The following is a 25,468-nucleotide window of genomic DNA, read 5'->3' on the forward strand; positions in this document are numbered from 1 at the left end:
CCCACGTCGACGACGTGGGGCCGGCTTCTTCGCGGGCGGCTGACCCCGCGCGGGGTCAGTCCGTGCCGAACTCCATGGCGGCGCGGTCCAGCAGCTGGTCGTCGTCGGAGACCTCGCCGCGGGAGGCGATGGCCTCGGCGCCGCCCTCGGGCAGCTCCGTCATGGTGCCGATCAGGCCGGTCGCGGCCGCCTGGGCGGCACCGATCGCGGGGCTCCCGCTGCCGATCAGGCCGAGCGTGGCGTACTGCTCCAGCTTGGCGCGCGAGTCGGCGATGTCGAGGTTGCGCATGGTGAGCTGACCGATCCGGTCCACCGGGCCGAACGCGGAGTCCTCGGTGCGCTCCATGGACAGCTTGTCCGGGTGGTAGCTGAAGGCCGGTCCCGCGGTGTCGAGGAGCGAGTAGTCCTCACCGCGCCGCAGCCGCAGCGTCACCTCGCCGGTGACGGCCGCGCCGACCCAGCGCTGGAGCGACTCCCGGATCATCAGGGCCTGCGGGTCCAGCCAGCGGCCCTCGTACATCAGCCGGCCGAGGCGCCGTCCCTCGTTGTGGTACTGGGCGAGGGTGTCCTCGTTGTGGATCGCGTTGACGAGGCGCTCGTAGGCCGCGTGCAGCAGGGCCATGCCGGGCGCCTCGTAGATGCCGCGGCTCTTGGCCTCGATGATGCGGTTCTCGATCTGGTCCGACATGCCCAGGCCGTGGCGGCCGCCGATGGCGTTGGCCTCCATCACCAGATCGACGGGGGAGGCGAACTCCTTGCCGTTGATCGTCACGGGGCGGCCCTGGTCGAAGCCGATCGTCACGTCCTCGGTGGCGATCTCGACCGACGGGTCCCAGAACCGCACGCCCATGATGGGCTCGACGGTCTCGACCCCGGTGTCCAGGTGCTCCAGGGTCTTGGCCTCGTGGGTGGCGCCCCAGATGTTGGCGTCGGTGGAGTACGCCTTCTCCGTGCTGTCCCGGTAGGGCAGGTCGTGGGCGACGAGCCACTCCGACATTTCCTTGCGGCCGCCGAGCTCGGTCACGAAGTCCGCGTCGAGCCAGGGCTTGTAGATCCGCAGGTGCGGGTTGGCCAGCAGGCCGTAGCGGTAGAACCGCTCGATGTCGTTGCCCTTGAACGTCGAGCCGTCGCCCCAGATCTGGACGTCGTCCTCGAGCATCGCCCGGACCAGGAGGGTGCCGGTGACGGCACGGCCCAGCGGCGTGGTGTTGAAGTAGGCGCGCCCGCCCGAGCGGATGTGGAACGCCCCGCAGGTGAGCGCGGCCAGGCCCTCCTCGACCAGTGCGGCGCGGCAGTCGACCAGGCGCGCGATCTCGGCGCCGTAGGCCTGCGCGCGGCCGGGCACCGAGGCGATGTCGGGCTCGTCGTACTGGCCGATGTCGGCGGTGTAGGTGCACGGGACGGCACCCTTGTCGCGCATCCACGCGACCGCGACCGAGGTGTCGAGCCCGCCGGAGAAGGCGATGCCGACGCGCTCGCCGGCGGGAAGGGAGGTGAGGACCTTGGACATAGGAAGATTATGCATGAACTCGCATGGTCATGCAAAGGGCGGGTCGGTCCCGGTGCGCAAGGGCGGGCGGGTGCCCGGTGTGGATGGTGATCGGTCCACGGTCCGAAGGCCGTCAGGGCTCGGTGCTCTCGGCCGGCTGCGCGGGGTGCTTCGACGGGGCCGGGAGGCTCTCCCGGGCGTGCCGGTGCGGCCACCAGATCCTCGGCCCGATGTCCAGGAACAGCGAGGTGACGAGCACCGACCGCACGATGAAGGTGTCCAGCAGGACGCCCAGGGCCACCGCGAAGCCGATCTCGGCGAAGGCGACCATGGGGAGGGTGGCGAGGGCCGCGAAGGTGCCGGCCAGGACCAGGCCCGCCGAGGTGATCACCGAGCCGGTCGCCGCGAGGCCGGTCACCACGCCCTGCCGGGTGCCCTGGCGGGCGGCCTCCTCGCGGATCCGGGTGGTCAGGAAGATGTTGTAGTCGATGCCCAGGGCCACCAGGAACACGAAGACGAACAGCGGGAAGTCCGTCGACTCGCCCGCGTAGTCGAACAGGTGGCGGAACGCCAGCGCGCTGAGACCCAGCGCCGCCGCGAAGGACAGGATCACCGTCCCGACCAGCAGCAGCGGGGCGATCAGGGCGCGCAGCAGGGCGCAGAGGATCAGCAGGACGACGGCCAGGACCAGCGGGATGATCAGCAGGTTGTCGTGTGTGGTCGCCTTGTCCATGTCGAGCAGTGCCGCCGTGCCGCCGCCCACCTTGGCATCGGCGTCGGGCACCTCGTGCACCGCGTCCCGGACCCGCTCCACGGTCTGCTTCGCGGCCTCGCTGTCGGACGGGGCGGTCATCGTCGCCTCGAACAGCACCTGGCCGTCGTGGACGGGTGCCGTGCCGGCCGGCACGCCGAGGGACGTCGGCACGACACCCTCCGTCCCCGCGACCGCGCGTTTCACCTGCGCGGACCGGGCCTGGTCGGCGACCACCACCAGCGGGTCGCCGCTGCCCGCCGGGAAGTACTTCGCCGACACCTCCTGGCCCGTGATCGAATCCGGCTTGCCGGTGAACGCGTCCGCGTTGCCGATGCCCTCGGCGCGCAACTGGATCAGGCCGAGCGAGCAGATCGCCAGGACCAGCGCCGTCACGGCCCAGACCAGGCGCGGGCGGCGGGCGATGCCACGGCCCGTGCGGGCCCAGACACCGCGCTCGGTCGGGTCGGAGGAGCCGAAGTGCGGGATCACCGGCCAGAAGATCCAGCGGCCGCAGATCACCAGCAGGGCCGGGAAGAGGGTCATCATCGCGAGCAGCGCCACCGCCACACCGATGGCCGCGACCGGGCCCAGACCACGGGTGGAGTTCATCTCGGCCGCCAGCAGCATCAGCATGCTCAGGACGACCGTGGCGCCGGAGGCCAGGACGGCGGGGCCCGCGCGGTGCAGCGCCAGGGCCATCGCCTCGTGCCGGTCCTCGTGCCGGCGCAACTCCTCCCGGTACCGGGCCACCAGCAGCAGGGCGTAGTCGGTGCCCGCGCCGAACACGAGCACCGTGAGGATGCCGGCGCTCTGACCGTTCACCGTCAGGCCCGCGTGCTGGGCCAGGAAGTAGATCAGGGCCTGCGCGGTGAACAGCGCGGCGACCACGGCGACCACCGGGACGACGAGGAGGGTGGGACTGCGGTAGGTGATCAGGAGCATGACGACGACCACCCCCATCGCCGCCAGCAGCAGGGTCGAGTCGATGCCCTCGAAGGCCTCCGAGAAATCCGCGGAGGTACCGCCCGGTCCCGTGATGTGCACGGCAAGGCCGCTGTCGCCGTCGTCGACGACGGCACGGATCGAGTCGACGGCCGGGGCGATGCGCTCCCAGCCCTTCTCGTCCATGGTGATCGGCACGTAGATCTGCGCGGCTCGCGGATCGGTCGGGCGGTCGTAGAGGGGTCCTCGGGTCTCGCTGCCGCGGATGCCGTGATCCGTCAGCTGCCTGAGCCGGGCGGCGTCCTCGGTGATCCGCGCCCGGTCCCCGGCCGTCAGGCCCCCGTCACGGGCGTAGACGACGACCGCCGGGATCTGCTCGGGCCTGAAGTCCTTCGAGATCTCCAGCACCTGGGTGGACTCCGCCGACCCCGGCAGCCACGAGGCCGCGTCGTTGTCCTGGGCGTCGGTCAGCTTCTGGGCGAAGGGCGCCGTCAGGAACAGCACCACCACCCACAGCCCCAGCACCAGCCATTTCGCGCGCCGCCCGCAGACGAGGTGCGCTATACCGCGATTCTCAGCCATGGCCACCCCCCGGGCGGTTCCGCCGCCGCGTGCGGCCGCGACCCGTAGGGGGCGCGGGGACCCGCGCGCTCAGCCACAGCCGGTCCGCGGACGACGAACCACGGTCCCCCGAGGGACCGATGCCCGCAACCCCCGCAGGGCATGGCAGGCTTGGGTCATGGCCGTGCAGATCAACCCCAGCATCCTGTCCGCCGACTTCGCCCGCCTTGCGGACGAGGCGGAGGCGGTCGCCGGAGCCGATTGGCTCCACGTCGACGTCATGGACAACCATTTCGTCCCGAACCTCACGCTCGGTGTGCCGGTCGTAGAGTCACTGGCCCGTGCGACGGACACTCCGCTGGACTGCCATCTGATGATCGAGGCCCCCGATCGCTGGGCCCCGCAGTACGTCGAGGCGGGTGCCTCGTCCGTCACCTTCCACGTCGAGGCCGCCGCCGCACCCGTGCGACTCGCCCGCGAGATCCGGGCGAAGGGCGCCCGTGCCTCCATGGCACTGAGGCCGGCGACGCCCATCGAGCCGTACGAGGACCTGCTGCCCGAACTCGACATGCTGCTGATCATGACGGTCGAGCCCGGCTTCGGAGGCCAGGCCTTCCTCGACATCATGCTCCCCAAGATCCGCCGGACCCGCGAGTTGATCAGCAAGCACGGCCTCGACCTGTGGCTCCAGATCGACGGTGGGGTCTCGGCCTCGACGATCGAGCGGTGCGCCGAGGCGGGCGCGGACGTGTTCGTGGCAGGCTCGGCCGTATACGGAGCGGAAGACCCGGCGGCGGCGGTCCGTGCCCTGCGGGCCCAGGCGGAAGCGGCGACCGCCGGCGCCACCTGGGCATGTGGGCACTGAACCGACCACTTACCGACAGGAATGTGAACGGCTCCCAACAGAGCTGATCAACTGCGCCGGATCTGCGAGGATGAACGGCGTATCCAGAGTGTGAACAGCAGTGAGGAGAACGCCGTGTCGGGTATGTCGGCGGGCCGGTCAGCCATGCGGATGGGACCCGCTGAGCTGGTGCAGGCGGCGGCCATGGCCCGCCGCTTCTACCTCGAGGGTAAGTCCAAGATCCAGATCGCGGAGGAGTTCGGCGTCAGCCGCTTCAAGGTGGCCCGGGTCCTGGAGACCGCCCTCGAACGGGATCTCGTACGGATCGAGATCCGCGTGCCGGCCGAGCTGGACGCGGAGCGCTCGGACGCGCTCCGCGCCCGCTACGGCCTCAGGCACGCCGTCGTGGTCGAGTCCCCGGCCGAGGCCGAGGAGACCACGGACCCCGAGAACCTCGGGGAAGTGGCCGCCGACCTGCTCGGCGAACTGGTCGACGAGGGGGACGTACTGGGGCTGGCCTGGGGCCGGTCCACGATCCACATGGCGGCGGCGCTGGACCGGCTGCCGCCGTGCACGGTCGTGCAGCTGACGGGTGTGTACGACGCCGGGACCGCGGAGCGCGGCTCGGTCGAGGCCGTCCGCCGCGCCGCCCAGGTGTCCGGCGGCGACGCGCACCCGATCTACGCGCCGATGCTGCTGCCGGACGCGGCCACCGCCGTCGCGCTGCGCCACCAGACCGGGATCGCCCGGGCCTTCGAGTACTTCGACAAGGTCACCGTCGCCTGCGTCTCCATCGGCTCCTGGGAGCCGGGCATCTCGACGGTGCACGACATGCTCAGCGACGAGGAGCGGGCGCACTACGCCTCGCTCGGGGTCGCCGCCGAGATGTCCGCCCACCTCTTCGACGCCGAGGGCCGCCGGGTCGGGCGGGACCTGGGCGAGCGGTGCATCACCGTGAAGACCGACCAGCTGCGCCGGGTTCCCGAGGTCGTCGCGATCGCGGGCGGACAGCGCAAGGCGGCCGCGATCGACGCGGTGCTCCGCTCCGGGCTCGTCACCAGCCTGGTGACGGACACGTCGGCGGCGGACTACCTGATGACGGCGGGGCCGACACCGAAGCCCGCCCTCAACCGGACGGACCCGGACGGGATCTGACCGGTCCGGGCAGGCAGGCCATGAGGGGACGGCCGTGACAGCATCGAACGCATGCTGTCCGCGGTTCGTCCCCCGCGTGCTCGTATGCGCGTCTCCCTGCGCTCGCGTCTCCCTGCGGCGCCTCCCGCGCCTATCACGTCCCCCGTCCCCCTTCTCCCGTCGGCGGAGGTACCACCGCGGACACGCCGTCGGGACGCCGGGTTCGCGCGACCGTGCGGCCGGCACGTTGTCACGGGACGGGGTGACGGGATCTACTACACCGACGATCACTCCAACTCGCTCCGGGCGGTGCTGAGATGACGCAGTTCGTGGTCACACTGGATCTCGACGGGGTGACCGACAAGTCCGCCCTGATGGACCGCTGCGCCGAGGCCCTCGGCCTGCCCGACTGGTTCGGACGCAACTGGGACGCCCTCGCCGACAGCCTCGCCGATCTTGCGGCCCCGTCCGGGCACGGCGGGCTCCGGATAGTCGTACGGAACTGGCGGCCGTACGCCGAGGCGCGGCCGCAGGAGTGGGTGATCGCGCAGGACGTGTTCGCGCAGGCGGCCGACCGGGTGCCGGCGCTGTCCGTGCTGCTCGCCCTCGGAGGATCCTCCTAGGACCCCCCTGAGCTGCTTGGACGTTCCGTCCGGGCATCACATCACGGCCGTCGTGGGAGAATGAAGTACGTGCTTCTCCCCCTGGCTGACCTGTCCGGGGGTCACCTCTGATCGACTGGGATGTGCAGCACGTGCGTTTCCTCAACGACATCCAGCCCGCGTACGACCTCACCTACGACGACGTGTTCATGGTGCCCAGCCGCAGCGCGGTGGGCTCACGTCAGGCGGTGGACCTGGGCGCCGCGGACGGCACCGGGACCACGATCCCGCTGGTCGTCGCCAACATGACCGCCGTCGCCGGCCGCCGGATGGCCGAGACCATGGCCCGGCGCGGCGGGCTGGTGGTGATCCCGCAGGACATTCCGATCGACGTCGTCACCGATGTCGTCGCCTGGGTGAAGAGCCGCCACCTGGTGCTGGACACCCCCATCGTGCTCGCCCCGCACCAGACGGTCGCCGACGCCCTGGCCCTGCTGCCCAAGCGCGCGCACAACGCGGGTGTCGTCGTCGACGAGGAGTTCCGCCCGGTCGGTGTCGTCACCGACGCGGACCTGAGCGGGGTCGACCGCTTCACCCAGCTCGAGGTCGTCATGTCCCGGGACCTGCTGCTCCTGGACGCCGACATCGACCCGCGCGAGGCCTTCAACACGCTCGACGCCGCCAACCGGCGCTACGCCCCCGCCGTCGACCGGGAGGGCAAGCTCGCGGGCATCCTGACCCGCAAGGGAGCCCTGCGCGCCACCCTGTACACGCCGGCCGTCGACGCGGCGGGCAAGCTGTGCGTCGCCGCGGCCGTCGGCATCAACGGCGATGTCGCGGGCAAGGCCAAGCAGCTCCTCGACGCGGGGGTGGACACGCTCGTCATCGACACCGCGCACGGCCACCAGGAATCGATGATCAGCGCGATCCGGACCGTGCGCGCGCTCGACCCGAAGGTGCCGATCGTCGCCGGCAACATCGTCTCCGCCGAAGGCGTCAAGGATTTGATCGACGCGGGCGCCGACATCATCAAGGTCGGGGTCGGCCCGGGCGCGATGTGCACGACCCGCATGATGACCGGAGTGGGCCGGCCGCAGTTCTCGGCCGTCCTGGAGTGCGCGGCCGAGGCGAAGAAGTACGGCAAGCACGTATGGGCCGACGGCGGTGTCCGGCACCCGCGCGATGTCGCCATGGCGCTGGCCGCCGGCGCGTCCAACGTGATGATCGGATCGTGGTTCGCGGGCACCTACGAGTCCCCGGGCGACCTCCAGCAGGACGCGGGCGGCCGCCTGTACAAGGAGTCGTTCGGTATGGCGTCCGCGCGCGCCGTCGCCAACCGCACCTCCGACGAGTCGGCGTACGACCGCGCCCGCAAGGCGCTCTTCGAGGAGGGCATCTCCACCTCGCGGATGTTCCTCGACCCGGCCCGCCCGGGTGTCGAGGACCTGATCGACTCGGTCATCGCGGGCGTCCGCTCCTCCTGCACCTACGCGGGCGCGGGCTCGCTGGCGGAGTTCGCCGAGAAGGCGGTCGTCGGCATCCAGAGCGCGGCCGGCTACGCCGAGGGCAAGCCGCTGCACGCGAGCTGGTAGCTCCGCGAGGGTGCCCGCCGGCGGCGCGTGTGCACGGCGCTGATCGTCGTCCGTCCTCCGGCGCCGGCCCACTGCGGCCGGTCGCGCCCGCGCGGCGGAACCGCGCATCGGCAGGGCCCCGCGCCCCTTTTGGGGCGCGTTCGGCTCCCGTGCAACGAATACGCACCTCTGTGCGCTGAACGCAACGATCTTGCGTGGGTGCGCAAGGTTGCGGCATTACAAGTGCTACGGCCCTGCTCATAGGGTCGTGCGCTGTACGTAGCGTGGCGGGGACCCCGCTCGGTGGGTCCCTGCTCGCGCAGGTGTGCCGCCGGTTCCCGTCCCGCCGAGAGGCAGCGACGAAGGAGTCAGCGCGTGCTCGATCAAGGCTCACCCCCGCAACAGCGCAGTCGGACCGCCCCCGCGTCCCCGGGGCCCCTCGCGCGTCTCATGCGGCGCAAGCCCGTGGAACACCTGGTCGCCGAGGGTGGCCAGGGCGAGGGAGGGTCCCTCAGGCGCTCCCTGGGGCTGTGGCAGCTGACGATGATCAGCATCGGCGCCACCCTCGGTACCGGCATCTTCGTCGTCCTCGGCGAGGCGGTGCCCAAGGCCGGACCCGCCGTCACGCTCTCCTTCGTGATCGCCGGACTCACGGCGCTCTTCTCGGCGCTCTCCTACGCCGAACTGGCGGGCACCATCCCGGTCGCCGGCTCCTCGTACTCGTATGCGTACGCGACGATGGGCGAACTGATCGCCTGGATCTGCGGCTGGTGTCTGGTCCTGGAGTACGGCGTGTCGGTCGCCGCGGTGGCCGTCGGCTGGGGCGAGTACCTCAACGAGCTGCTCGACGGCACGATCGGCGTGACCATCCCGGACGCGCTGTCGGCGCCGCCCGGGGACGGCGGCATCTTCAACCTGCCGGCCCTCGTCGTCGTGCTGCTCGCCATGGCCTTCCTGCTCGGCGGGGCCCGTGAGTCGGCGCGCGCCAACACCGTCATGGTGGTCGTCAAGATCGCCGCGCTGGTGCTGTTCTGCGCCATCGGCATGCAGGGTTTCCGCTCCGGCAACTACGAGCACTTCATGCCGCTGGGCATGGCGGGCGTCAGCGCGGCCGGCGCGACGCTGTTCTTCTCGTACATCGGCTTCGACGCCGCCTCCACCGCCGGTGAGGAGGCGAAGGACGCGCAGCGCGACCTGCCCCGCGCGATCATGCTGTCGCTCGTCATCGTGACGGCGCTGTACGTCCTCGTCGCGGCCGTCGCCGTGGGCGCCAGGCCCTGGCAGCGGTTCGGCGACTCCGAGGCCGCGCTCGCGCAGATCATGCGCGACGTGACCGGCCAGTCCTTCTGGGGCACCCTGCTCGCGTTCTGCGCGGTCATCGCCATCGCGAGCGTCGTCCTGACCGTGCTGTACGGCCAGACCCGCATCCTCTTCGCGATGTCCCGGGACGGGCTGGTGCCCAAGGTCTTCTCCCGAGTCCACCCGAAGACCGGCACGCCCCGCGTGAACACGGTGATCGTGTCGCTGTTCTGCGGTGTGCTGGCCGCCGCGATCCCGCTGGGACAGCTGGCGGACGCCACCAGTATCGGGACGCTGTTCGCGTTCGGGCTGGTCAACATCGCGGTCGTGGTGCTGCGCCGGACCCGTCCCGAGATGCCCCGGACCTTCCGGGTGCCGCTCTCGCCGGTCCTGCCGGCTCTGGGGCTCGCCCTCTGCGTCTGGATGATGGGCAGCCTTTCGGCCGTCACCTGGGTGGTCTTCGGAGTCTGGATGGCGGTGGGGCTCGTGTTCTACTTCCTCTACGGCCATCGCCGCTCCCGCCTCGCAGCGCCCGCACCATCTGAGAAGTGATCAACCCACTGTGCTGAACGATCTCGACGAACGCATCGTGCACGCCCTCGCCGAGGACGCCCGTCGCTCCTTCGCGGACATCGGGCAACTCGTCGGCCTGTCCGCGCCCGCCGTGAAGCGGCGCGTGGACCGGCTGCGGGCCACCGGAGCCATCACCGGCTTCACCGTACGGGTCGACCCGGCGGCCCTCGGCTGGGAGACCGAGGGGTTCGTCGAGATCTACTGCCGGCGCAACACCTCCCCGGAGACCATCCAGCGGGGGCTGGAGCGCTACCAGGAGGTCGTGGCGGCGTCCACGGTCACCGGGGAGGCGGACGCCGTCGCCCAGGTCTTCGCGGCCGACATGCGCCACTTCGAGCGGGTGCTGGAGCGCATCGCGGGGGAGCCGTTCGTGGAACGGACCAAGTCGGTGCTGGTGCTGTCGCCGCTCCTGCGCCGCTTCTCCGCGGGCTCGCCCACCTGATCAGCGGCGTTCCGCCCGGCGACGGACCGATCCCAGCTTTCCCCGTACGACGACGCCGTGCCCGCCCGAGTCGATGACGAGCCTGCGGTACAGACCGCCGGCCCGGCCGGGGAAGACGGCCCGGGTCTCGGCGCACAGCCGGGTGCGTCCCGGGCCGGCCTCGTCGAGGTGGAAGACCAGGGCGTACGACGAGAAGCGGTGGCTTCCCACGAGGACCAGCTCCCGTCCGGCCACCGCCTCCGCCACCTGGAAGCCCCGCAGCGTCGAGCCCTCGGCAAGGGGTCCGGGCGTCGGCGCCCTGCCGTCGGTGGCGTCCGCGGGACGGCCTTGGCGGGCCGCGCGCGGGAGCTTGCGGGACCGGCCGAGGGTCTCGCCGAGTCCCCTCCAGACGTCGCCGGCCTCGGCCGTGACGACCGTCGTGTGCTCGTCGACCCGCGGCAACGCATTGATCTCCATCAGGACCTCCATGGCGTGGGACCCGTCCCCCATGGCGACTCTTCCACAGGCCGTAGGACGCGAGGGCGGGGGGTCCGCGCTCGTCGCGCGTCGGCGTCGCGGTGCCGCGTTATTCGCTGGGCAGCGGAGCCGGGACTGTCTACCATCGGTCGCATGACCTGGCGACATTGATCCACGACCGGCTCCGACGTCCGTCGACTGACCGCGACGCTGTACGCGTACGCGTTCCTCGACGAGTTCGTGCTGCTCTATCCGGTGTACGCGCTGCTGTTCGCGGACAGCGGTCTGTCCGTCGGGCAGATCTCCTCCCTGTTCGTCCTGTGGTCGCTGACCGGCGTCCTGCTGGAGGTGCCCTCGGGCGCCTGGGCGGACGCCGTCTCCCGGCGGCTGCTGCTGTGGATCGGCCCGCTGCTCGGCGCGGCCGGCTTCGCGCTGTGGGTGCTGTTCCCGTCGTACTGGGCCTTCGCGGCCGGCTTCGTGCTGTGGGGCGCGCGCGGCGCGCTGGGCTCCGGCGCGCTGGAGGCACTGGTCTACGAGGAGCTGGACCGGGCGGGCGCCGCGGACCGGTACGCCCGGCTGACGGGCCGCGCGCACGCGGTGGGTCAGGTGGCCGTGATGGCCGCGATGGGCCTGGCCGGCCCGGTCTTCGCGGCCGGCGGATACCCGGCCGTCGGTGCGGCCAGCGTGCTGGCGTGTCTGCTCTGCGCCGCCACGGCGACCCGTTTCCCGGAGCATCGCACCCCGGCCCCCGACGAGAGCGAGGAGGGCGGCGCCGAGAACGGCCACGGCGGGGACGACGGTGACGGCGGGGAGGGCGGCCGGGGCGGCCGGGCCCGGAGCCTGCGGGCCGGACTCGCCGGCCTGCGCCGCGACCGGCCCCTGCTCGGCGCCCTGCTGCTGGTACCCGCGGTCTCGGCGGTGTGGGGCGCGCTCGACGAGTACACCTCGCTGCTGGTCCGGGAGACCGGCGTGCCGGACGCCGCCGTCCCATACCTGCTCATGGTGATCTGGGCCGCGGTCGCCGCCGGCAGCCTCCTGGCCGGGACGGCCGAACGCCTCGGCGGCCCCGGCCTGGCGGCGCTCCTCGCGGGCGGCGCGCTCCTGCTGGCGGCAGGGGCGCTGACGGGTACGGCGTCGGGCATCGCCCTCGTCGCCCTCGCCTTCGGCGGCTTCCAGCTGGCGACGGTGCTGGCCGACGTACGGCTCCAGCAGCGCATCGAGGGCAGTGGCCGGGCCACCCTCACCTCGGTCGCGAGCCTCGGCACGGAGGTGATGACCATCGCGGTGTACGGCGCGTACGGCGCCCTCGGCTCGACGTTCCCGCACGGTGTCGTCTTCGCCCTGTGCGCGGTGCCGTACCTGGTGACGGCGTTGACGATGTCGGCGGTGGCCCGGGGGAGGGGCCGGTGAGGAGGCGCGAATGAGGAGCGGCGGGTGAGGAGCCGTGGGTGAGACGAGCGAAAGATCAGAGCTGAGGGCAGGGCTGCGCGGATGGGACGGCTGACGGCAGAGGTGCGGGGGAGGCCTGAGGGGCGAACAGGGCGACGCAACGAATCGCCGCCGGACGGCACCCGCACGCAACGAACCGCTCACCGGCGCGCAACGGCTCCTTCTTGTCCGGTCCCGGCGGACGCCCGTACCGTCTAGATGGCCCCCACAACCACCCTTTCGCCCGGTGAGGATCACGCATGCGCACCGCACTGCTCCAGAGCTCCGGCCGCCCCGGCTCCGTCGTCGAGAACCTGAAGGTCCTCGACGAGGCCGCGGACCGGGCCGCCGCCGCGGGCGCCGGGCTGCTCGTCGCGCCGGAGATGTTCCTCACGGGGTACGCGATCGGCGACGACATCGCCCGCCTCGCCGAGACGGCCGACGGGGACTCCGCGGACGCCGTCGCCGAGATCGCCGGCCGGCACGGCCTCGCGATCGCCTACGGCTACCCGGAGCGCGACGGCGAGACGGTCTACAACTCCGCCCAGCTGATCTCCGCCGACGGCGGCCGGCTCGCGAACTACCGCAAGACCCACCTCTTCGGCTGCTTCGAGCGCGACCACTTCCGCCCGGGCGGGCAGCCGGTCGTCCAGGCCGAGCTGAACGGCCTCACCGTCGGCCTCATGATCTGCTACGACGTCGAGTTCCCGGAGAACGTCCGCGCCCACGCCCTCGCCGGCACCGACCTCCTCGTCGTCCCGACCGCGCAGATGCACCCCTTCCAGTTCGTCGCCGAGTCGGTGATCCCGGTGCGCGCCTTCGAGAACCAGATGTACGTGGCGTACGTCAACCGGGTCGGTCGGGAGGGCGAGTTCGAGTTCGTCGGCCTCTCCACGCTGGCCGGTCCCGACGGCGTCGCCCGCACCCGCGCCGGCCGCGGCGAGGAGCTGGTGTTCGCCGACACCGACCCGGTCGCCCTGGCCGCGTCCCGCGAGGCGAACCCGTACCTGAAGGACCGCCGCCCCGGCCTGTACGGCTCCCTGGTCTGACACCCGGCCCGCACCGCCTCCGCTCGTCCCCCCGAACTTCCCCCCGAGTCACCACGCGCAAGGAGTCCGTACCCCATGACGTCCACCGTGCCCAACGCCGTCGAGCACGCAGACGAGCAGCAGCCGCCGATCACCATGTTCGGCCCGGACTTCCCCTACGCGTACGACGACTTCCTCGCCCATCCGGCGGGCCTCGGCCAGCTGCCCGCGACCGAGCACGGCACCGAGGTCGCCATCATCGGCGGCGGGCTGTCCGGCATCGTGGCCGCGTACGAACTGATGAAGATGGGCCTCAAGCCGGTCGTCTACGAGGCCGACCGGATCGGCGGCCGGCTGCGCACCGTCGGCTTCGAGGGCTGCGACCCCTCCCTCACCGCCGAGATGGGCGCGATGCGCTTCCCGCCGTCCTCCACGGCGCTCCAGCACTACATCGACCTGGTGGGACTGGAGACCCAGCCCTTCCCCAACCCGCTCGCGGAGGCCACCCCGTCGACGGTCGTCGACCTCAAGGGCGAGTCCCACTACGCGGAGACGGCCGAGGACCTGCCGCAGGTCTACCGCGATGTCGCCGCCGCCTGGAACAAGTGCCTCGAAGAGGGTGCCGACTTCTCCGACATGAACCAGGCCATGCGCGAGCGGGACGTGCCGCGTATCCGCGAGATCTGGGCGAAGCTCGTCGAGAAGCTCGACAACCAGACGTTCTACGGCTTCCTCTGCGACTCCGAGGCCTTCAAGTCCTTCCGGCACCGGGAGATCTTCGGCCAGGTCGGCTTCGGCACCGGCGGGTGGGACACCGACTTCCCCAACTCCATCCTGGAGATCCTGCGCGTCGTCTACACCGAGGCCGACGACCACCACCGCGGCATCGTCGGCGGCTCCCAGCAGCTGCCGCTGCGCCTCTGGGAGCGCGAGCCGGAGAAGATCGTCCACTGGGCGTACGGCACCTCGCTGGCGAGCCTGCACGAGGGCGGCGAGCCCCGCCCGGCCGTGACCCGGCTGCACCGCACCGCCGGCAACCGGATCACCGTGACGGACGCGAACGGCGACATCCGCACCTACCGGGCCGCGATCTTCACCGCGCAGTCCTGGATGCTGCTGTCGAAGATCGCCTGCGACGACTCGCTCTTCCCGATCGACCACTGGACGGCGATCGAGCGCACCCACTACATGGAGTCCAGCAAGCTGTTCGTGCCGGTCGACCGGCCGTTCTGGCTGGACAAGGCCGTCGACGACCGGGGAAACCCCACCGGCCGGGACGTCATGTCGATGACGCTCACCGACCGCATGACGCGCGGCACCTACCTCCTCGACGACGGTCCGGACAAGCCCGCCGTCATCTGCCTCTCGTACACCTGGTGCGACGACAGCCTGAAGTGGCTGCCGCTGTCCGCGAACGAGCGGATGGAGGTCATGCTGAAGTCGCTCGGCGAGATCTATCCCGACGTCGACATCAGGAAGCACATCATCGGCAACCCGGTGACGGTCTCCTGGGAGAACGAGCCCTACTTCATGGGCGCCTTCAAGGCCAACCTGCCCGGCCACTACCGCTACCAGCGGCGCCTGTTCACCCACTTCATGCAGGACCGGCTGCCCGAGGACAAGCGCGGCGTCTTCCTCGCCGGCGACGACATCTCCTGGACCGCGGGCTGGGCCGAGGGAGCCGTCCAGACCGCGTTGAACGCCGTCTGGGGCGTCATGCACCACTTCGGCGGCACGACCGACGCGACCAACCCCGGCCCGGGCGACGTGTACGACGAGATCGCGCCGGTGGAACTCCCGGAGGACTGAGCGTGTCGCGCGGCCGGGCGAGGACCGCGGTCGAGGGGGCCGTACGGACCGGGAACGGGGACGGGGAGCCCCAAGGGCGAGGCGTCAGTAGGGCATGGGGGTGAGCATCATGCGGCCCGCGAAGCCGACCGCCGTGTCCAGGCGTTCGGTGAACTCCTCGGCGACGTCGGGGAGTTCGCGCAGCGCCCACAGGGCACGGGCCGCCGTCCAGGTGGCGTCCCGGGCGCGCTCCAGGCTCCAGGAGCCGAGCAGATGGGTGAGCGGATCGGCGATCTGCAACAGGTCGGGACCCGGCATCAGCTCTTCGCGGACGCGTTCCTCCAGCGAGCCGAGTAGCTCGCCCACGCGGTCGAACTCGTCCTCCAGCTGGGCCGGTTCGCAGCCGAGGCTACGACAGGCGTCCACCACGGCGAGCGCGAGGTCGTGCCCGATGTGCGCGTTGATGCCCGCGAGCGCGAACTGCAGCGGGCGTACACCGGGATGGCGGCGGAACTGGAGCAGCGGCCGCCAGCAGGCCGGTGGCCGCCGGTCGGCAGGCCCCGGGTCCACCGCGTCCAGATAGCGCTTCGCGAACCGTACGTCCAGCGTGGTCGCGGCCCGCGCGTCCGGGAACCGGCCCGTGTCGATGCGCCGGTCCACCTCCTGGGTCACCGCGAGGTAGACGCGGTTGAAGACCGCGACGCCGTCCCCGGGAGGCAGCGCCGCTTCCAGGGCGCGCATGCGGGCGAGCACCTCGTCGACACTCGTGGGGGCCGGGTCGACGCCGGTCTCGAAGGGGGCGGTGAACTGTTCCGTTTGCGGCATGGGGGCAGGGTGACAGTCCTAGGCTGGCCCGCGTGTCGGCGGGCCCGACGCTTCCCCGGAACGGGGGAACGAGCCCGTCGCACGGGAGGGGAACAGCACGGTGCGAGGCGTACGTGAGGGACGGGCCGGACGGCGGGGTGTCATGGTCGCCGCCGCCTCGGTGGTGGTGGCCCTGGGCGCCGCGGCCGGGATGCTGACCGCACTCGGCGACGGGGACGAGGGCGACGACCCGCACGGCACCGACCGGGCCCGCCCGAAGGTGAGCGCGACACTCCTCTCCCCGTCGACCGCGAACCCGCCGTCCCCGTCCGGGTCCCCCTCGGCCTCCGCCCCGACCACGCGGCCGACGCCCTCGCCCGGCCGTACCGCGCGAGCACCGCGATCGGCCGCCGTGACCACGAGCCTCTACCGCCATCCGGAGTCCCAGGTCCTCGACTGGGTGCGCGCCCACCCGGCGGATCCGCGCACCGCCGTCATCGAGTCCCGGATCGCGAGCCGCCCGGCGGCCGTCTGGTTCACCGAGTACGCCCCCGACACCGTGACCTCGCGGGTCCGCGCGGTCACGGCGGGCGCGGCCCGTCAGAGCCGGGTGCCCGTCCTCGTGGCGTACGCGATCCCGGACCGCGACTGCGGCGGCGCCTCCGAGGGCGGGGCGCCCGACCTCGACGCCTACGCGGGCTGGATCGACGCCTTCGCCGCCGGGCTCGGCTCCGGCGAGGTGGTGGTCGTCCTGGAGCCCGACTCGATAGCCCAGACCGACTGCCTCGACGACGCCGGGCGGGCCGACCGTCTCGCCGCGCTGGCCCGCGCGGGACGTGTGCTGAAGGCGGCCGATCCGAAGGCGCGCGTCTACTACGACGCCGGGCACTCCGGCTGGAACGCCCCGGCCGAGCAGGCCGCGCTGCTCCGACAGGCCGGCGCCGCCTCGGCCGCGTCCTCCGACGGGATCTTCAGCAACGTCTCCAACTTCCACGGCACGGCCGACGAGGTCGCCTACGACCGCCGGGTCCTGGACGCCCTGGGCGGCCCGTCCGGCCTGGGCGCCGTCATCGACACCAGCCGCAACGGCAACGGCGCGCCGGCCGGCGGCGAGTGGTGCGACCCGGACGGGCGGAGCATCGGCCGGGCCCCCACCTTCCGGACCGGGGAGGCACGCATCGACGCCTACCTGTGGGTGAAGCTGCCGGGGGAGTCGGACGGCTGCAAGGGGGCGGCCGGCGAGTTCAGCCCGTCGTACGCCTACGAACTGGCGTCGTCGTAGCTGCTGGTGCCCTCGTCCAGCAGGGGCCGCCCCGCCTTGAGATGGGCGGGCGCGAAGGCGCGCAGCGCGTGGTAGCCCGTGATGACGACGACCGTGCCGAGCGCGATGCCGCTGAGCGAGAAGGTGTCGGTGAACTCCAGCGTGACGTTGCCGACGCCGATGATGATGCCCGCGGCGGCCGGCACCAGGTTCAGCGGGTTGCGCAGGTCGACGCCGGCGTTGAGCCAGATCTGCGCGCCGAGCAGGCCGATCATGCCGTACAGGATGACGGTGATGCCGCCGAGCACCCCGCCGGGGATCGCGGCGACGACCGCGCCGAACTTCGGGCACAGGCCGAAGAGGAGGGCGAACCCGGCGGCGGCCCAGTAGGCGGCCGTCGAGTAGACCCGGGTCGCGGCCATCACGCCGATGTTCTCGGAGTAGGTGGTGTTGGGCGGGCCGCCCACCGCCGTGGAGAGCATCGAGCCGACGCCGTCGGCCGAGATCGCCGTACCGAGCCGGTCGTCCAGGCTGTCGCCGGTCATCTCGCCGACCGCCTTGACGTGTCCCGCGTTCTCCGCGACCAGGGCGATGGCCACGGGGAGCGCCACGAGGATCGCCGACCACTCGAAGGACGGGCCGTGGAAGGACGGCAGCCCGATCCAGTCGGCGTGCCCGACCCCGGTCAGGTCGAGCCGCCAGTGGTCGGTGACCTTGCCGCTCGCGTCGGCGGAGTGGATGCGGCCGAAGATCCGGTCGAACAGCCACGAGACGCCGTACCCGAAGACCAGGCCGAGGAAGATCGCGATGCGGGACCAGAACCCGCGCAGGCAGACCACCGCCATTCCGGTGAACGCCATGACCAGCAGGGCCGTCCACTGGTCCTGCGGCCAGTAGGTGGTCGCGGTGACCGGGGCGAGGTTGAAGCCGATGAGCATCACGACCGCGCCCGTCACGATCGGCGGCATCGTGGCGTGGATGATCCGCGCCCCGAACCGCTGCACGGCCAGTCCGACCACGAACAGCGCGGCTCCGACGACGAACACCGCGCCGGTGACCGTGGCGCTCGTCCCGCCCTGCGTCCGGATGACGGCGGCCACGCCGACGAAGGACAGCGAGCAGCCGAGGTAGCTGGGCACCCGGCCACGGGTCGCGAGCAGGAAGATCACGGTCGCGACGCCGGACATCATGATGGCCAGGTTGGGGTCCAGGCCCATGAGGACGGGGGCGACGAACGAGGCCCCGAACATCGCCACCACGTGCTGGGCGCCGAGCCCGGCCGTGCGGGGCCAGGAGAGCCGCTCGTCGGGACGGACCACCGCGCCGGGCGCCGGGGTTCGTCCGTCGCCGTGCAGTTTCCAGCGGACGCCGAGATCCATGGTGCGGGTTCACCTTCCTGGGGTGCGGATGTCCGGACCATTCTCCCGTGAACCCGGAGGGTGAGCGACCGCTTAGCGACCCCGTACGATGAAGGTCATTTCCTCATACACACATTCCTCGTACACGCACAGGAGCCCCCGCCGTGACCGCCGAAGCCCCCAGCGCCCCCGCCGTGTCGTACGGCCGGCTCCTGCCCGTGACCGTCCACTTCGACGACCTGGACGCACTGGGCATGCTGCACAACGCCCGCTACCCGCTGCTGGTCGAGCGCGCCTGGACCGAGTTCTGGCAGGCCAACGGCGTCCGCTTCGAAGGCGACTGGGCGAGCGCCGGGGACGCCTGCAACGTCGTCAAGGAACTGCTGATCGGCTACGAGGTCCCGGTCACCCGCACCGGGACGTACGCCGTCCACCTCTGGCTGGAGCGGCTCGGCACCACGGGGCTGACGTACGGCTTCCGGTTCTGCTCGGCCGACGGGGCCACGACGTATGCGCGGGGCACCCGCGTCCTGGTGCGACTCGACGCGACCACGCTGCGCCCCACGCCGTGGAGCGACGCGTTCAGGGCCGGGGGTCGGGCACTGCTGCGGCCCGGCCGCTGACCTTCGCGCCGGTCCGCTCGCCGCCCCGCAGCACCCCCGCGAACGCCACCAGCCCGCACGCCAGGACCGTCACCACGACGAAGGACACCATCAGGCTGGTCGCCTGGGCCACCCCGCCGATCAGGCTCGGGGCGATCAGCCCGGAGGTGTAGGTGATCGTCGCGACGCCCGCGATGGCCTGGCTGGGGTTCGGCCCGCTGTGCCCGGCCGCCGCGAAGCACAGCGGCACCACGACCGCGATGCCCAGCCCCATCATCCCGAACCCGCCCATCGCCACCGCCGGATGCCCCGCGACGACGATCAGCAGCCCGCCCAGCGCGGCGAGGACACCGCCCGCCCGGACGGTACGCACCGCGCCGAACCGGTTGACCACCGCGTCGCCCGCGATCCGGGCCACCGCCATCGTGAACATGAAGCCGGTCGTACAGGCGGCCGCCGCACCGGCCGACGAGCCGAGCTGGTCGCGCAGGTAGACGGCCGACCAGTCCAGGCTGGCGCCCTCCGCGAACACCGCGCAGAACCCGACCGCTCCGATGAGCAGCGCCGAGCGGGGCGGCAGGGTGAACCGCGGGGGCGGCTCCTCGTCCTCGGCGGGCCGCAGATCCAGCACCCACCGGCAGGCCAGCAGGCCCAGGAGCGTGAGGACGGCCGCCGACAGCACATGGTGCACGCGCGCGTCCACGTCCAGGTGCGCGGCGAGCGTCCCGCCCGCCGAGCCGATCAGGGCGCCCGCGCTCCACATGCCGTGCAGCCCCGACATGATCGACCTGTCGAGCAGCCGCTCCACCTCGACGCCGAGGGCGTTCATCGCCACGTCGGCCATGCCCGCGCTCGCCCCGTACACGAACATCGCCAGGCAGAGCGTCGCCAGGTTGGGGGCGACGGCGGGCAGGGTCAGCGACAGCGTCCACAGGGCGAGCAGCCCGCGCAGCGCCCCTCGGCTGCCGAAGCGATGCGTGATCGAGCCGGCCAGGGGCATCGCGCAGGCCGCGCCGAACGCCGTGAAGGCGAGCGCGAACCCGAGCTGTCCGGTGGACACGTGGGCATGGTCCTGGATCCACGGCACGCGGGTGGCGAACGAGCCGGTGACCGCCCCGTGCACGGCGAACACGGCCGCCACGGCGTACCGGGCGCGCCGGACCTCCGAGGGTGCGTGGATCACCTGGTCCACTCCGCTCATTCTCCCGTCCCTTCCGGTTCCGCGCCGCGCCGTCGCGATGCCCGCGTAAACTATCAGGAACCCTGCCTGATAAATAGAGTGCCTCGGTCGGCCGACACCGCCCGGGTCCCCCTCGGCCATGGGAGGATTCCCGCCATGCCCGCATCCCCGAGTACCGCCCGGGCCATCAACGACCGGCTCGCCCTGCGGCTGCTTCAGCGCGAAGGCCCCCTGACGGCAGGGCAGTTGAAGCAGCTCACCGGCCTGTCCCGCCCGTCGGTCGCCGACCTCGTCGAACGCCTCACCGCCTCCGGCCTGATCGAGGTGGTCGGGGAGGCGGGCGAGCAGCGTCGCGGGCCGAACGCCAAGCTCTACGGCATCGTCGCCGACCGCGCCCGGCTGGCCGCACTGGACGTGCGCACGGAAGGGGTCACGGTGCTCGTCTCGGACCTGGTCGGCCGGGTGCTCGCCGAGGCGTCCGTGCCGATCGGCGGCGACACGGGCACCGGGACGGCCGTGGAGCAGGCGGTCTCGCTGGTCGAACGGGCGGCGAAGGAGGCCGAGGCCCTCGGGGCGCCCCCGCGCGAGGGGTTCCCGGCGTGGGGACGGCTGCACACCCTCGCCATCGGCGCGCCCGGGCTGATCGACCCCGCCAGCGGTGAACTGCGCGACTCCAGCGGACTGCCCGAGTGGCACCGCCGCCTGGTGGCCGCGCTACAGGAACGCTTCCCGGACGCGCACGCGCTCGTCGAGAACGAGACCAACCTCGCCGCCCTGGCCGAACAGCGCGAGGGCGCCGCCCGGGACCGTGACACCTTCGTCCTGCTGTGGCTGGGCCACGGCACCGGCGCGGCCGTCGTCCTGGACGGCGCACTGCGCCGCGGGGCTTCCGGTGGCACCGGAGAGATCGGCTTCCTGCCGGTACCGGGCACCGACGGCCTTCCCTCGGCGACCGACTGCGAGGGCGGCTTCCACTCGCTGGCCGGCTCGGCGGCGATCGCCGCGCTGGCGGGGGAGTACGGACTGACGGCACACGCGCGCTCCGACGAACCGGTGGCGGCGGCGCTGGTGCGAGCGGCGGTGGCGCGCGTAGCGGCGGACGCGCCGGAGACCGGCGCCGCCGCCCGTTTTCTCGACGCCCTTGCCGACCGTCTCGCCCTCGGCGCGGCCTCCGTCGTCGCCGTCCTCGACCCCGGCTGTGTGGTCCTCGGCGGGGAGGTCGGCCAGGCCGGCGGAGAGGTCCTCGCGCGCCGGGTGGCCCGGCGGCTCCGGCGGATGGCTCCGCTGCCCACGGAGGTGCGCCCCGGCACCCTGGGCGGCGGCGCGGTGCTGCGCGGCGCACTGCTGACGGCCCGCGACGCCGCCCAGGAGGAACTGTTCGGGACGGCGCACGGGACGGCCGGGGCGTCCTAACGGCGGATGCGTGTCGCCAGGTAGTCCTCGAAGGTGCCCTTGCCCACCGCCCGCTCCGGTGCCAGGTGACCGCCCTCGCGAAAGCCCCGGTAGGCCGCGCCCCACAGCGGCACGTTCACCACCGCGCACCGCCGGCCGCTCGCCTTCAGGAACGCGCGCGCCAGCGACTCGAACGTGCGGACCTCCGGCCCGGCCATGTCGTCGACCCGGCCGGCGGGCGGGCCCGCGGCCAGTTCCGCGAGCCGGTCGGCGACCTCCGCGACCTCCACCGGCTGGTCGCTCACCCCGGCCGGCAGCATCATCACCGGCACCTTGGCCAGCCCCTGGAACAGCTGCACCAGCAGATTGTGGAACTGGGTCGCGCGCAGCACCGTCCAGCCGAGCCCCGACTCCGCCACCAGCTTCTCCACGGCGAGCTTGGTCCTGTAGTAGCCGAACGGCACCTGGTCGACGCCGACGATGGAGATGTAGATCAGGTGCGCCACCCCGGCCCGCCGCGCAGCGGCGATCAGGTTCGCGGCCGCCTCTTCGTCACCGCCGCGCGGGGTGCTGGCGCAGTGCACGATCGTGTCCACACCTTCGACGGCCGTGTCCAGTCCCGCCCCGCCCTCGCGCAGGTCGACGGCGTACGGCTGGGTGTGCCGGCTCAGTACCCGCACCTCGTGCCCGTCCGACCGCAGCCGTTCGGTGACGAGCCGGCCGAGGGTTCCCGTACCGCCGGTCACGAGGATCGTGGTCATACCGTTCAGCCCCTTCGGACACCGGGCGCTTCCGGCCGGAACGCCCTTCGTCGGTCAAGCTTGTCCGGGTTGGCCGAGGCGCGCACGTCCCCCAGGTCAGGGCGGGGTTCCCACCCTGCCGGGACACGCGGCGGCGGGCCGGGGTGAAGGGACCCGGCGGCGGGCAAGGGCCGTCGTCACCGCCACCGGGCCGCACTCCGTCGACACTAGAAAGGACTAGACCAGTACGTCAATAGGTATGGACCAATGCCGGATCGGGCGGAGTCGGGCCGTGAACCGGACCGACGGCAACCCGAATTGACGACCTGTGAGCCACCCCACATCTTTCACCTGTATGGACGCCTACCCGGCGTGGCACACTGACCCTGTAAACCAAAGCAGCGCACTCCGGGGTCGGTGAAAGTCCGAACCGGCGGTTATAGTCCGCGACCCGGTCGCTTCCAGCGACCGGTTGACCAGGTGGAATTCCTGGACCGACGGTTAAAGTCCGGATGGGAGGCAGTGCGCGGCGGGCGGGCATTCGTGCGCGCCGTCGTATAGGTACTCGTCCGTGGACGGGTCTGTCCGGCGTCGCCCCCGGTGCCGTTGCCCGTACCTGCTGTCGTCATCGACAGGCCCCGGAGTCCGTGCCCGAAGAGGCAGGAGGACCCGGGAAGTGTTCACCGGAATCGTCGAAGAGCTGGGTGAGGTCACCGCCGTCGAGAATCTCGGCGACGCCTCCCGCTTCCGGCTGCGCGGCCCCGTCGTCACCGGCGGCGCGAAGCACGGCGACTCCATCGCCGTGAACGGGGTCTGTCTCACCGTCGTGGAGCACGAGGGCGACGAGTTCACCGCCGACGTCATGGCGGAGACCCTGAACCGCTCCAGCCTCGGCGCACTCGGCGTCGGCTCCCGCGTCAACCTCGAACGCCCCACCGCCGTCGGCGACCGCCTAGGCGGGCACATCGTGCAGGGTCATGTCGACGGCACCGGCGCGGTGTTGGAGCGCAGGCCCTCCGAGCACTGGGAGATCGTCAAGATCTCCCTCCCGGCCGACCTGGCCCGGTACGTCGTGGAGAAGGGCTCCATCACCGTCGACGGAATCAGCCTCACCGTCGTCGAGGCCGGCCCCGACTTCTTCACCGTCAGCCTCATCCCCACCACTCTCGACCTGACCACACTCGGCCTCAAGCAGCCCGGCGACCCGGTCAACCTCGAGGTGGACATCGTGGCCAAGTACGTCGAACGCCTGCTGGCCACCACCCGGGGAGCGACTCGGTGAACTCGCTGAACTCCGAGGCCTTCACCCTCCTCGACCAGCACATCCTCTGGTCCGACATGATCGGCAACATCCTCGGCCTGATCACCCTCGCGCTCGGCTGGCGCCGCTCCCTGTGGACCTGGCCGGTGCAGTTCCTCTCCGGGCTCGTCCTCTTCGGAGCCTTCTACGGTCATCTGACCGGCAGCGCCGGCAAGCAGGTCGTCGTCATGGTCGTCGCCCTGTACGGCTGGTGGCAGTGGAACCGCAGCAGGGGGCGGTCGAAGGACGGCCAGATCACCCCCCGCTTCGCGACCTGGATCGAGCGCGCGGCCATGGTCGGCGCCGCCGCCGTCGGCACGGTCGCCGTGGCCCTGCTCTTCAAGGCCCATCCGTCCCTGTCCTGGGACCCGTGGCCGGACGCCTACATCTTCGTCGGCACCATCGTCGCCATGTACGCCCAGGCGCGCGGCATGGTCGAGTTCTGGATCGCCTGGCTCCTCGTCGACCTCGTCGGCGTCCCCCTGAACTTCGCCAACGGCTACGCCTTCTCCGGTTTCGTCTACGTCATCTACGGCGCGCTCGTCCTGTGGGGCATGCGCGACTGGTGGCTGCGCTCCCGCAAGTCCTCGCAACCCGCTCTGGAAGGAGCGCCGGCATGAGTACCGCACCGATCCTCTACAGCACGGACGGCATCGAGGACTTCGCGCTGGACCCCGTCGAGCGGGCCATCGCCGACATCGCCGCCGGCCGCCCCGTGGTGGTCGTCGACGACGAGGATCGCGAGAACGAGGGCGACCTCGTCATCGCCGCCGAGAAGGCCACCCCCGAGATCGTCGCCTTCATGATGAGCGAGTGCCGCGGCCTGATCTGCGCCCCCATGGAGAGCGACGAACTGGAGCGCCTGAAGCTCCCGCAGATGGTCCAGGACAACACCGAGTCGATGAAGACCGCGTTCACGGTCTCCGTCGACGCCTCCGCCGCCCACGGCGTGAGCACCGGCATCTCCGCCGCCGACCGCGCCACCACGCTGCGGCTGCTGGCGAGCGGCACCACCGAGGCCACGGACTTCGTCCGCCCGGGACACGTCTTCCCGCTCCGCGCCAAGCCCGGCGGCGTGCTGACCCGCGACGGCCACACGGAGGCCGCCGTCGACCTCGCCCGGCTCGCGGGACTGCGCCCGGCCGGCGCGATCGTCGAGATCGCCGGCGAGGACGGCCGGATGCTCCGCCTGCCCGAGCTGATCCCGTTCGCCCGCAAGCACGGCCTGACGATCATCTCCATCGAGGACCTGATCGCCTACCGCCGCAGCGCCGAGCCCACCGTCCGCCGCGAGGCGCAGACCCCGCTGCCCACCGTCCACGGCACCTTCACCGCGTACGGCTACCGCTCCACCGTCGACGGGGTCGAGCACGTCGCCCTCGTCCACGGCGAGATCGGCGACGGCGAGGACGTCCTCGTGCGGGTCCACTCCGAGTGCCTCACCGGCGACATCTTCGCCTCCCAGCGCTGCGACTGCGGCCCCCAGCTCGACGCCTCCCTGGAGCGCGTCCAGAACGAGGACCGGGGCGTGGTGGTCTATCTGCGCGGGCACGAGGGCCGGGGCATCGGCCTGCTGTCCAAGCTGCGGGCCTACGAGCTCCAGGAGCAGGGACACGACACCCTCGACGCCAACCTGGAGCTGGGCCTGCCCGCCGACGCCCGTGACTACGCGGCCGGCGCGCAGATCCTCGAGGACCTCGGCGTGCGCAGCGTGCGGCTGATGACCAACAACCCCGAGAAGACCGACGCCCTCGTGCGGCACGGCATCGAGGTCACCCGGCGCGAGCCGATGCCCGTGCAGGCGGGCGAGCACAACATCCGCTACCTGCGCACCAAGCGGGACCGGATGGGACACGATCTGCCCTGGCTGGACACGGCCCCCGTGTCCCCCTGCGGCAACCAGTGACGTAAGCCTGCACC

Annotated in this window: 22 protein-coding genes and 1 riboswitch; of the genes, 15 read left to right on the top strand and 7 right to left on the bottom strand. The window is 72.0% G+C overall.

Annotated elements, in window-relative coordinates; genetic code table 11:
* Positions 1–55: 55 nt before the first annotated feature.
* Both argG and OG440_RS31140 read right to left on the bottom strand, forming a co-directional pair.
* Positions 56–1,510: an argininosuccinate synthase gene (gene argG, locus OG440_RS31135; protein WP_406010078.1), complete on the bottom strand. Its 1,455-nt coding sequence runs from the start codon at positions 1,508–1,510 to the stop codon at positions 56–58.
* Between the two features lie 112 nt (positions 1,511–1,622).
* Positions 1,623–3,767, bottom strand: coding sequence for an MMPL family transporter (locus OG440_RS31140; protein WP_406010079.1), 2,145 nt, complete (start codon positions 3,765–3,767; stop codon positions 1,623–1,625).
* A gap of 157 nt (positions 3,768–3,924) precedes the next feature.
* Between OG440_RS31140 and rpe the strand changes: the two genes are divergently transcribed.
* The 6 genes from rpe to OG440_RS31170 all read left to right on the top strand — a co-directional run bounded on the left by rpe (position 3,925) and on the right by OG440_RS31170 (position 10,211).
* Positions 3,925–4,611, top strand: coding sequence for a ribulose-phosphate 3-epimerase (rpe, locus tag OG440_RS31145; protein WP_406010080.1), 687 nt, complete (start codon positions 3,925–3,927; stop codon positions 4,609–4,611).
* A 90-nt stretch (positions 4,612–4,701) separates the two neighbouring features.
* Positions 4,702–5,745, top strand: a complete 1,044-nt coding sequence (locus OG440_RS31150; RefSeq protein ID WP_406010081.1) for a sugar-binding transcriptional regulator — start codon at positions 4,702–4,704, stop codon at positions 5,743–5,745.
* A 296-nt stretch (positions 5,746–6,041) separates the two neighbouring features.
* Entirely contained in the window at positions 6,042–6,347 is a 306-nt protein-coding gene (locus OG440_RS31155; protein ID WP_406010082.1) for a barstar family protein, read from the top strand.
* A 131-nt stretch (positions 6,348–6,478) separates the two neighbouring features.
* Positions 6,479–7,918, top strand: coding sequence for a GuaB1 family IMP dehydrogenase-related protein (locus tag OG440_RS31160; RefSeq protein ID WP_406011500.1), 1,440 nt, complete (start codon positions 6,479–6,481; stop codon positions 7,916–7,918).
* A 354-nt stretch (positions 7,919–8,272) separates the two neighbouring features.
* Positions 8,273–9,748, top strand: coding sequence for an amino acid permease (locus OG440_RS31165; RefSeq protein ID WP_406010083.1), 1,476 nt, complete (start codon positions 8,273–8,275; stop codon positions 9,746–9,748).
* Between the two features lie 10 nt (positions 9,749–9,758).
* Positions 9,759–10,211, top strand: coding sequence for an Lrp/AsnC family transcriptional regulator (locus tag OG440_RS31170; protein ID WP_020128883.1), 453 nt, complete (start codon positions 9,759–9,761; stop codon positions 10,209–10,211).
* On the opposite strand, the gene OG440_RS31175 is transcribed toward OG440_RS31170, so the two are convergent.
* The gene (locus tag OG440_RS31175) at positions 10,212–10,700 is read right to left on the bottom strand and encodes a hypothetical protein (protein ID WP_406010084.1); all 489 of its coding nucleotides are present in this window, start codon (positions 10,698–10,700) and stop codon (positions 10,212–10,214) included.
* Positions 10,701–10,865: 165 nt separating this feature from the next.
* Between OG440_RS31175 and OG440_RS31180 the strand changes: the two genes are divergently transcribed.
* The 3 genes from OG440_RS31180 to OG440_RS31190 all read left to right on the top strand — a co-directional run bounded on the left by OG440_RS31180 (position 10,866) and on the right by OG440_RS31190 (position 14,932).
* Positions 10,866–12,077, top strand: a complete 1,212-nt coding sequence (locus OG440_RS31180) for an MFS transporter (protein WP_406011501.1) — start codon at positions 10,866–10,868, stop codon at positions 12,075–12,077.
* A gap of 278 nt (positions 12,078–12,355) precedes the next feature.
* Positions 12,356–13,144: a carbon-nitrogen hydrolase family protein gene (locus OG440_RS31185; protein ID WP_406010085.1), complete on the top strand. Its 789-nt coding sequence runs from the start codon at positions 12,356–12,358 to the stop codon at positions 13,142–13,144.
* 75 nt (positions 13,145–13,219) lie between these two features.
* A complete protein-coding gene (locus OG440_RS31190; RefSeq protein ID WP_406010086.1) occupies positions 13,220–14,932 on the top strand; it encodes a flavin monoamine oxidase family protein in 1,713 nt (570 codons plus the stop codon).
* A gap of 84 nt (positions 14,933–15,016) precedes the next feature.
* Here the strand turns inward: OG440_RS31190 and OG440_RS31195 are convergent, their stop codons facing one another.
* Positions 15,017–15,736, bottom strand: a complete 720-nt coding sequence (locus OG440_RS31195; RefSeq protein ID WP_406010087.1) for a DUF5995 family protein — start codon at positions 15,734–15,736, stop codon at positions 15,017–15,019.
* Between the two features lie 142 nt (positions 15,737–15,878).
* Between OG440_RS31195 and OG440_RS31200 the strand changes: the two genes are divergently transcribed.
* Positions 15,879–16,997 (top strand): glycoside hydrolase family 6 protein, encoded by a 1,119-nt coding sequence (locus OG440_RS31200; RefSeq protein WP_406011502.1) that lies wholly within the window; start codon positions 15,879–15,881, stop codon positions 16,995–16,997.
* Here the strand turns inward: OG440_RS31200 and OG440_RS31205 are convergent.
* Complete coding sequence (locus OG440_RS31205; protein ID WP_406010088.1) at positions 16,976–18,355, bottom strand: uracil-xanthine permease family protein; 1,380 nt, start codon at positions 18,353–18,355, stop codon at positions 16,976–16,978. The genes OG440_RS31200 and OG440_RS31205 overlap by 22 nt on opposite strands.
* A gap of 143 nt (positions 18,356–18,498) precedes the next feature.
* Here OG440_RS31205 and OG440_RS31210 point away from each other — a divergent pair, with 143 nt between their 5' ends.
* Positions 18,499–18,957, top strand: coding sequence for an acyl-CoA thioesterase (locus tag OG440_RS31210; RefSeq protein WP_406010089.1), 459 nt, complete (start codon positions 18,499–18,501; stop codon positions 18,955–18,957).
* On the opposite strand, the gene OG440_RS31215 is transcribed toward OG440_RS31210, so the two are convergent.
* A complete protein-coding gene (locus OG440_RS31215; RefSeq protein WP_406010090.1) occupies positions 18,917–20,137 on the bottom strand; it encodes an MFS transporter in 1,221 nt (406 codons plus the stop codon). The genes OG440_RS31210 and OG440_RS31215 overlap by 41 nt on opposite strands.
* Positions 20,138–20,272: 135 nt before the next feature.
* On the opposite strand from OG440_RS31215, the gene OG440_RS31220 reads away from it, so the two are divergent.
* A complete protein-coding gene (locus tag OG440_RS31220; protein WP_406010091.1) occupies positions 20,273–21,529 on the top strand; it encodes an ROK family transcriptional regulator in 1,257 nt (418 codons plus the stop codon).
* Here OG440_RS31220 and OG440_RS31225 read toward each other — a convergent pair.
* Positions 21,526–22,269 (bottom strand): SDR family oxidoreductase, encoded by a 744-nt coding sequence (locus OG440_RS31225; protein ID WP_406010092.1) that lies wholly within the window; start codon positions 22,267–22,269, stop codon positions 21,526–21,528. The genes OG440_RS31220 and OG440_RS31225 overlap by 4 nt on opposite strands.
* A gap of 378 nt (positions 22,270–22,647) precedes the next feature.
* Positions 22,648–22,778: riboswitch (FMN riboswitch) on the top strand.
* 146 nt (positions 22,779–22,924) lie between these two features.
* On the opposite strand from OG440_RS31225, the gene OG440_RS31230 reads away from it, so the two are divergent.
* The 3 genes from OG440_RS31230 to OG440_RS31240 are packed head-to-tail and all read left to right on the top strand — an operon-like array spanning position 22,925 to position 25,454.
* Complete coding sequence (locus OG440_RS31230; RefSeq protein ID WP_406010093.1) at positions 22,925–23,530, top strand: riboflavin synthase; 606 nt, start codon at positions 22,925–22,927, stop codon at positions 23,528–23,530.
* A complete protein-coding gene (pnuC, locus tag OG440_RS31235) occupies positions 23,527–24,168 on the top strand; it encodes a nicotinamide riboside transporter PnuC (protein WP_406010094.1) in 642 nt (213 codons plus the stop codon). The genes OG440_RS31230 and pnuC overlap by 4 nt, the downstream gene beginning before the upstream one ends.
* Positions 24,165–25,454, top strand: a complete 1,290-nt coding sequence (locus OG440_RS31240; protein WP_406010095.1) for a bifunctional 3,4-dihydroxy-2-butanone-4-phosphate synthase/GTP cyclohydrolase II — start codon at positions 24,165–24,167, stop codon at positions 25,452–25,454. Before pnuC ends, OG440_RS31240 begins: the two co-directional genes overlap by 4 nt.
* Positions 25,455–25,468: the final 14 nt, after the last annotated feature.

Origin of the sequence: Streptomyces sp. NBC_00637 (assembly GCF_045161545.1) — a bacterium.
Classification (GTDB): Bacteria; Actinomycetota; Actinomycetes; order Streptomycetales; family Streptomycetaceae; genus Streptomyces.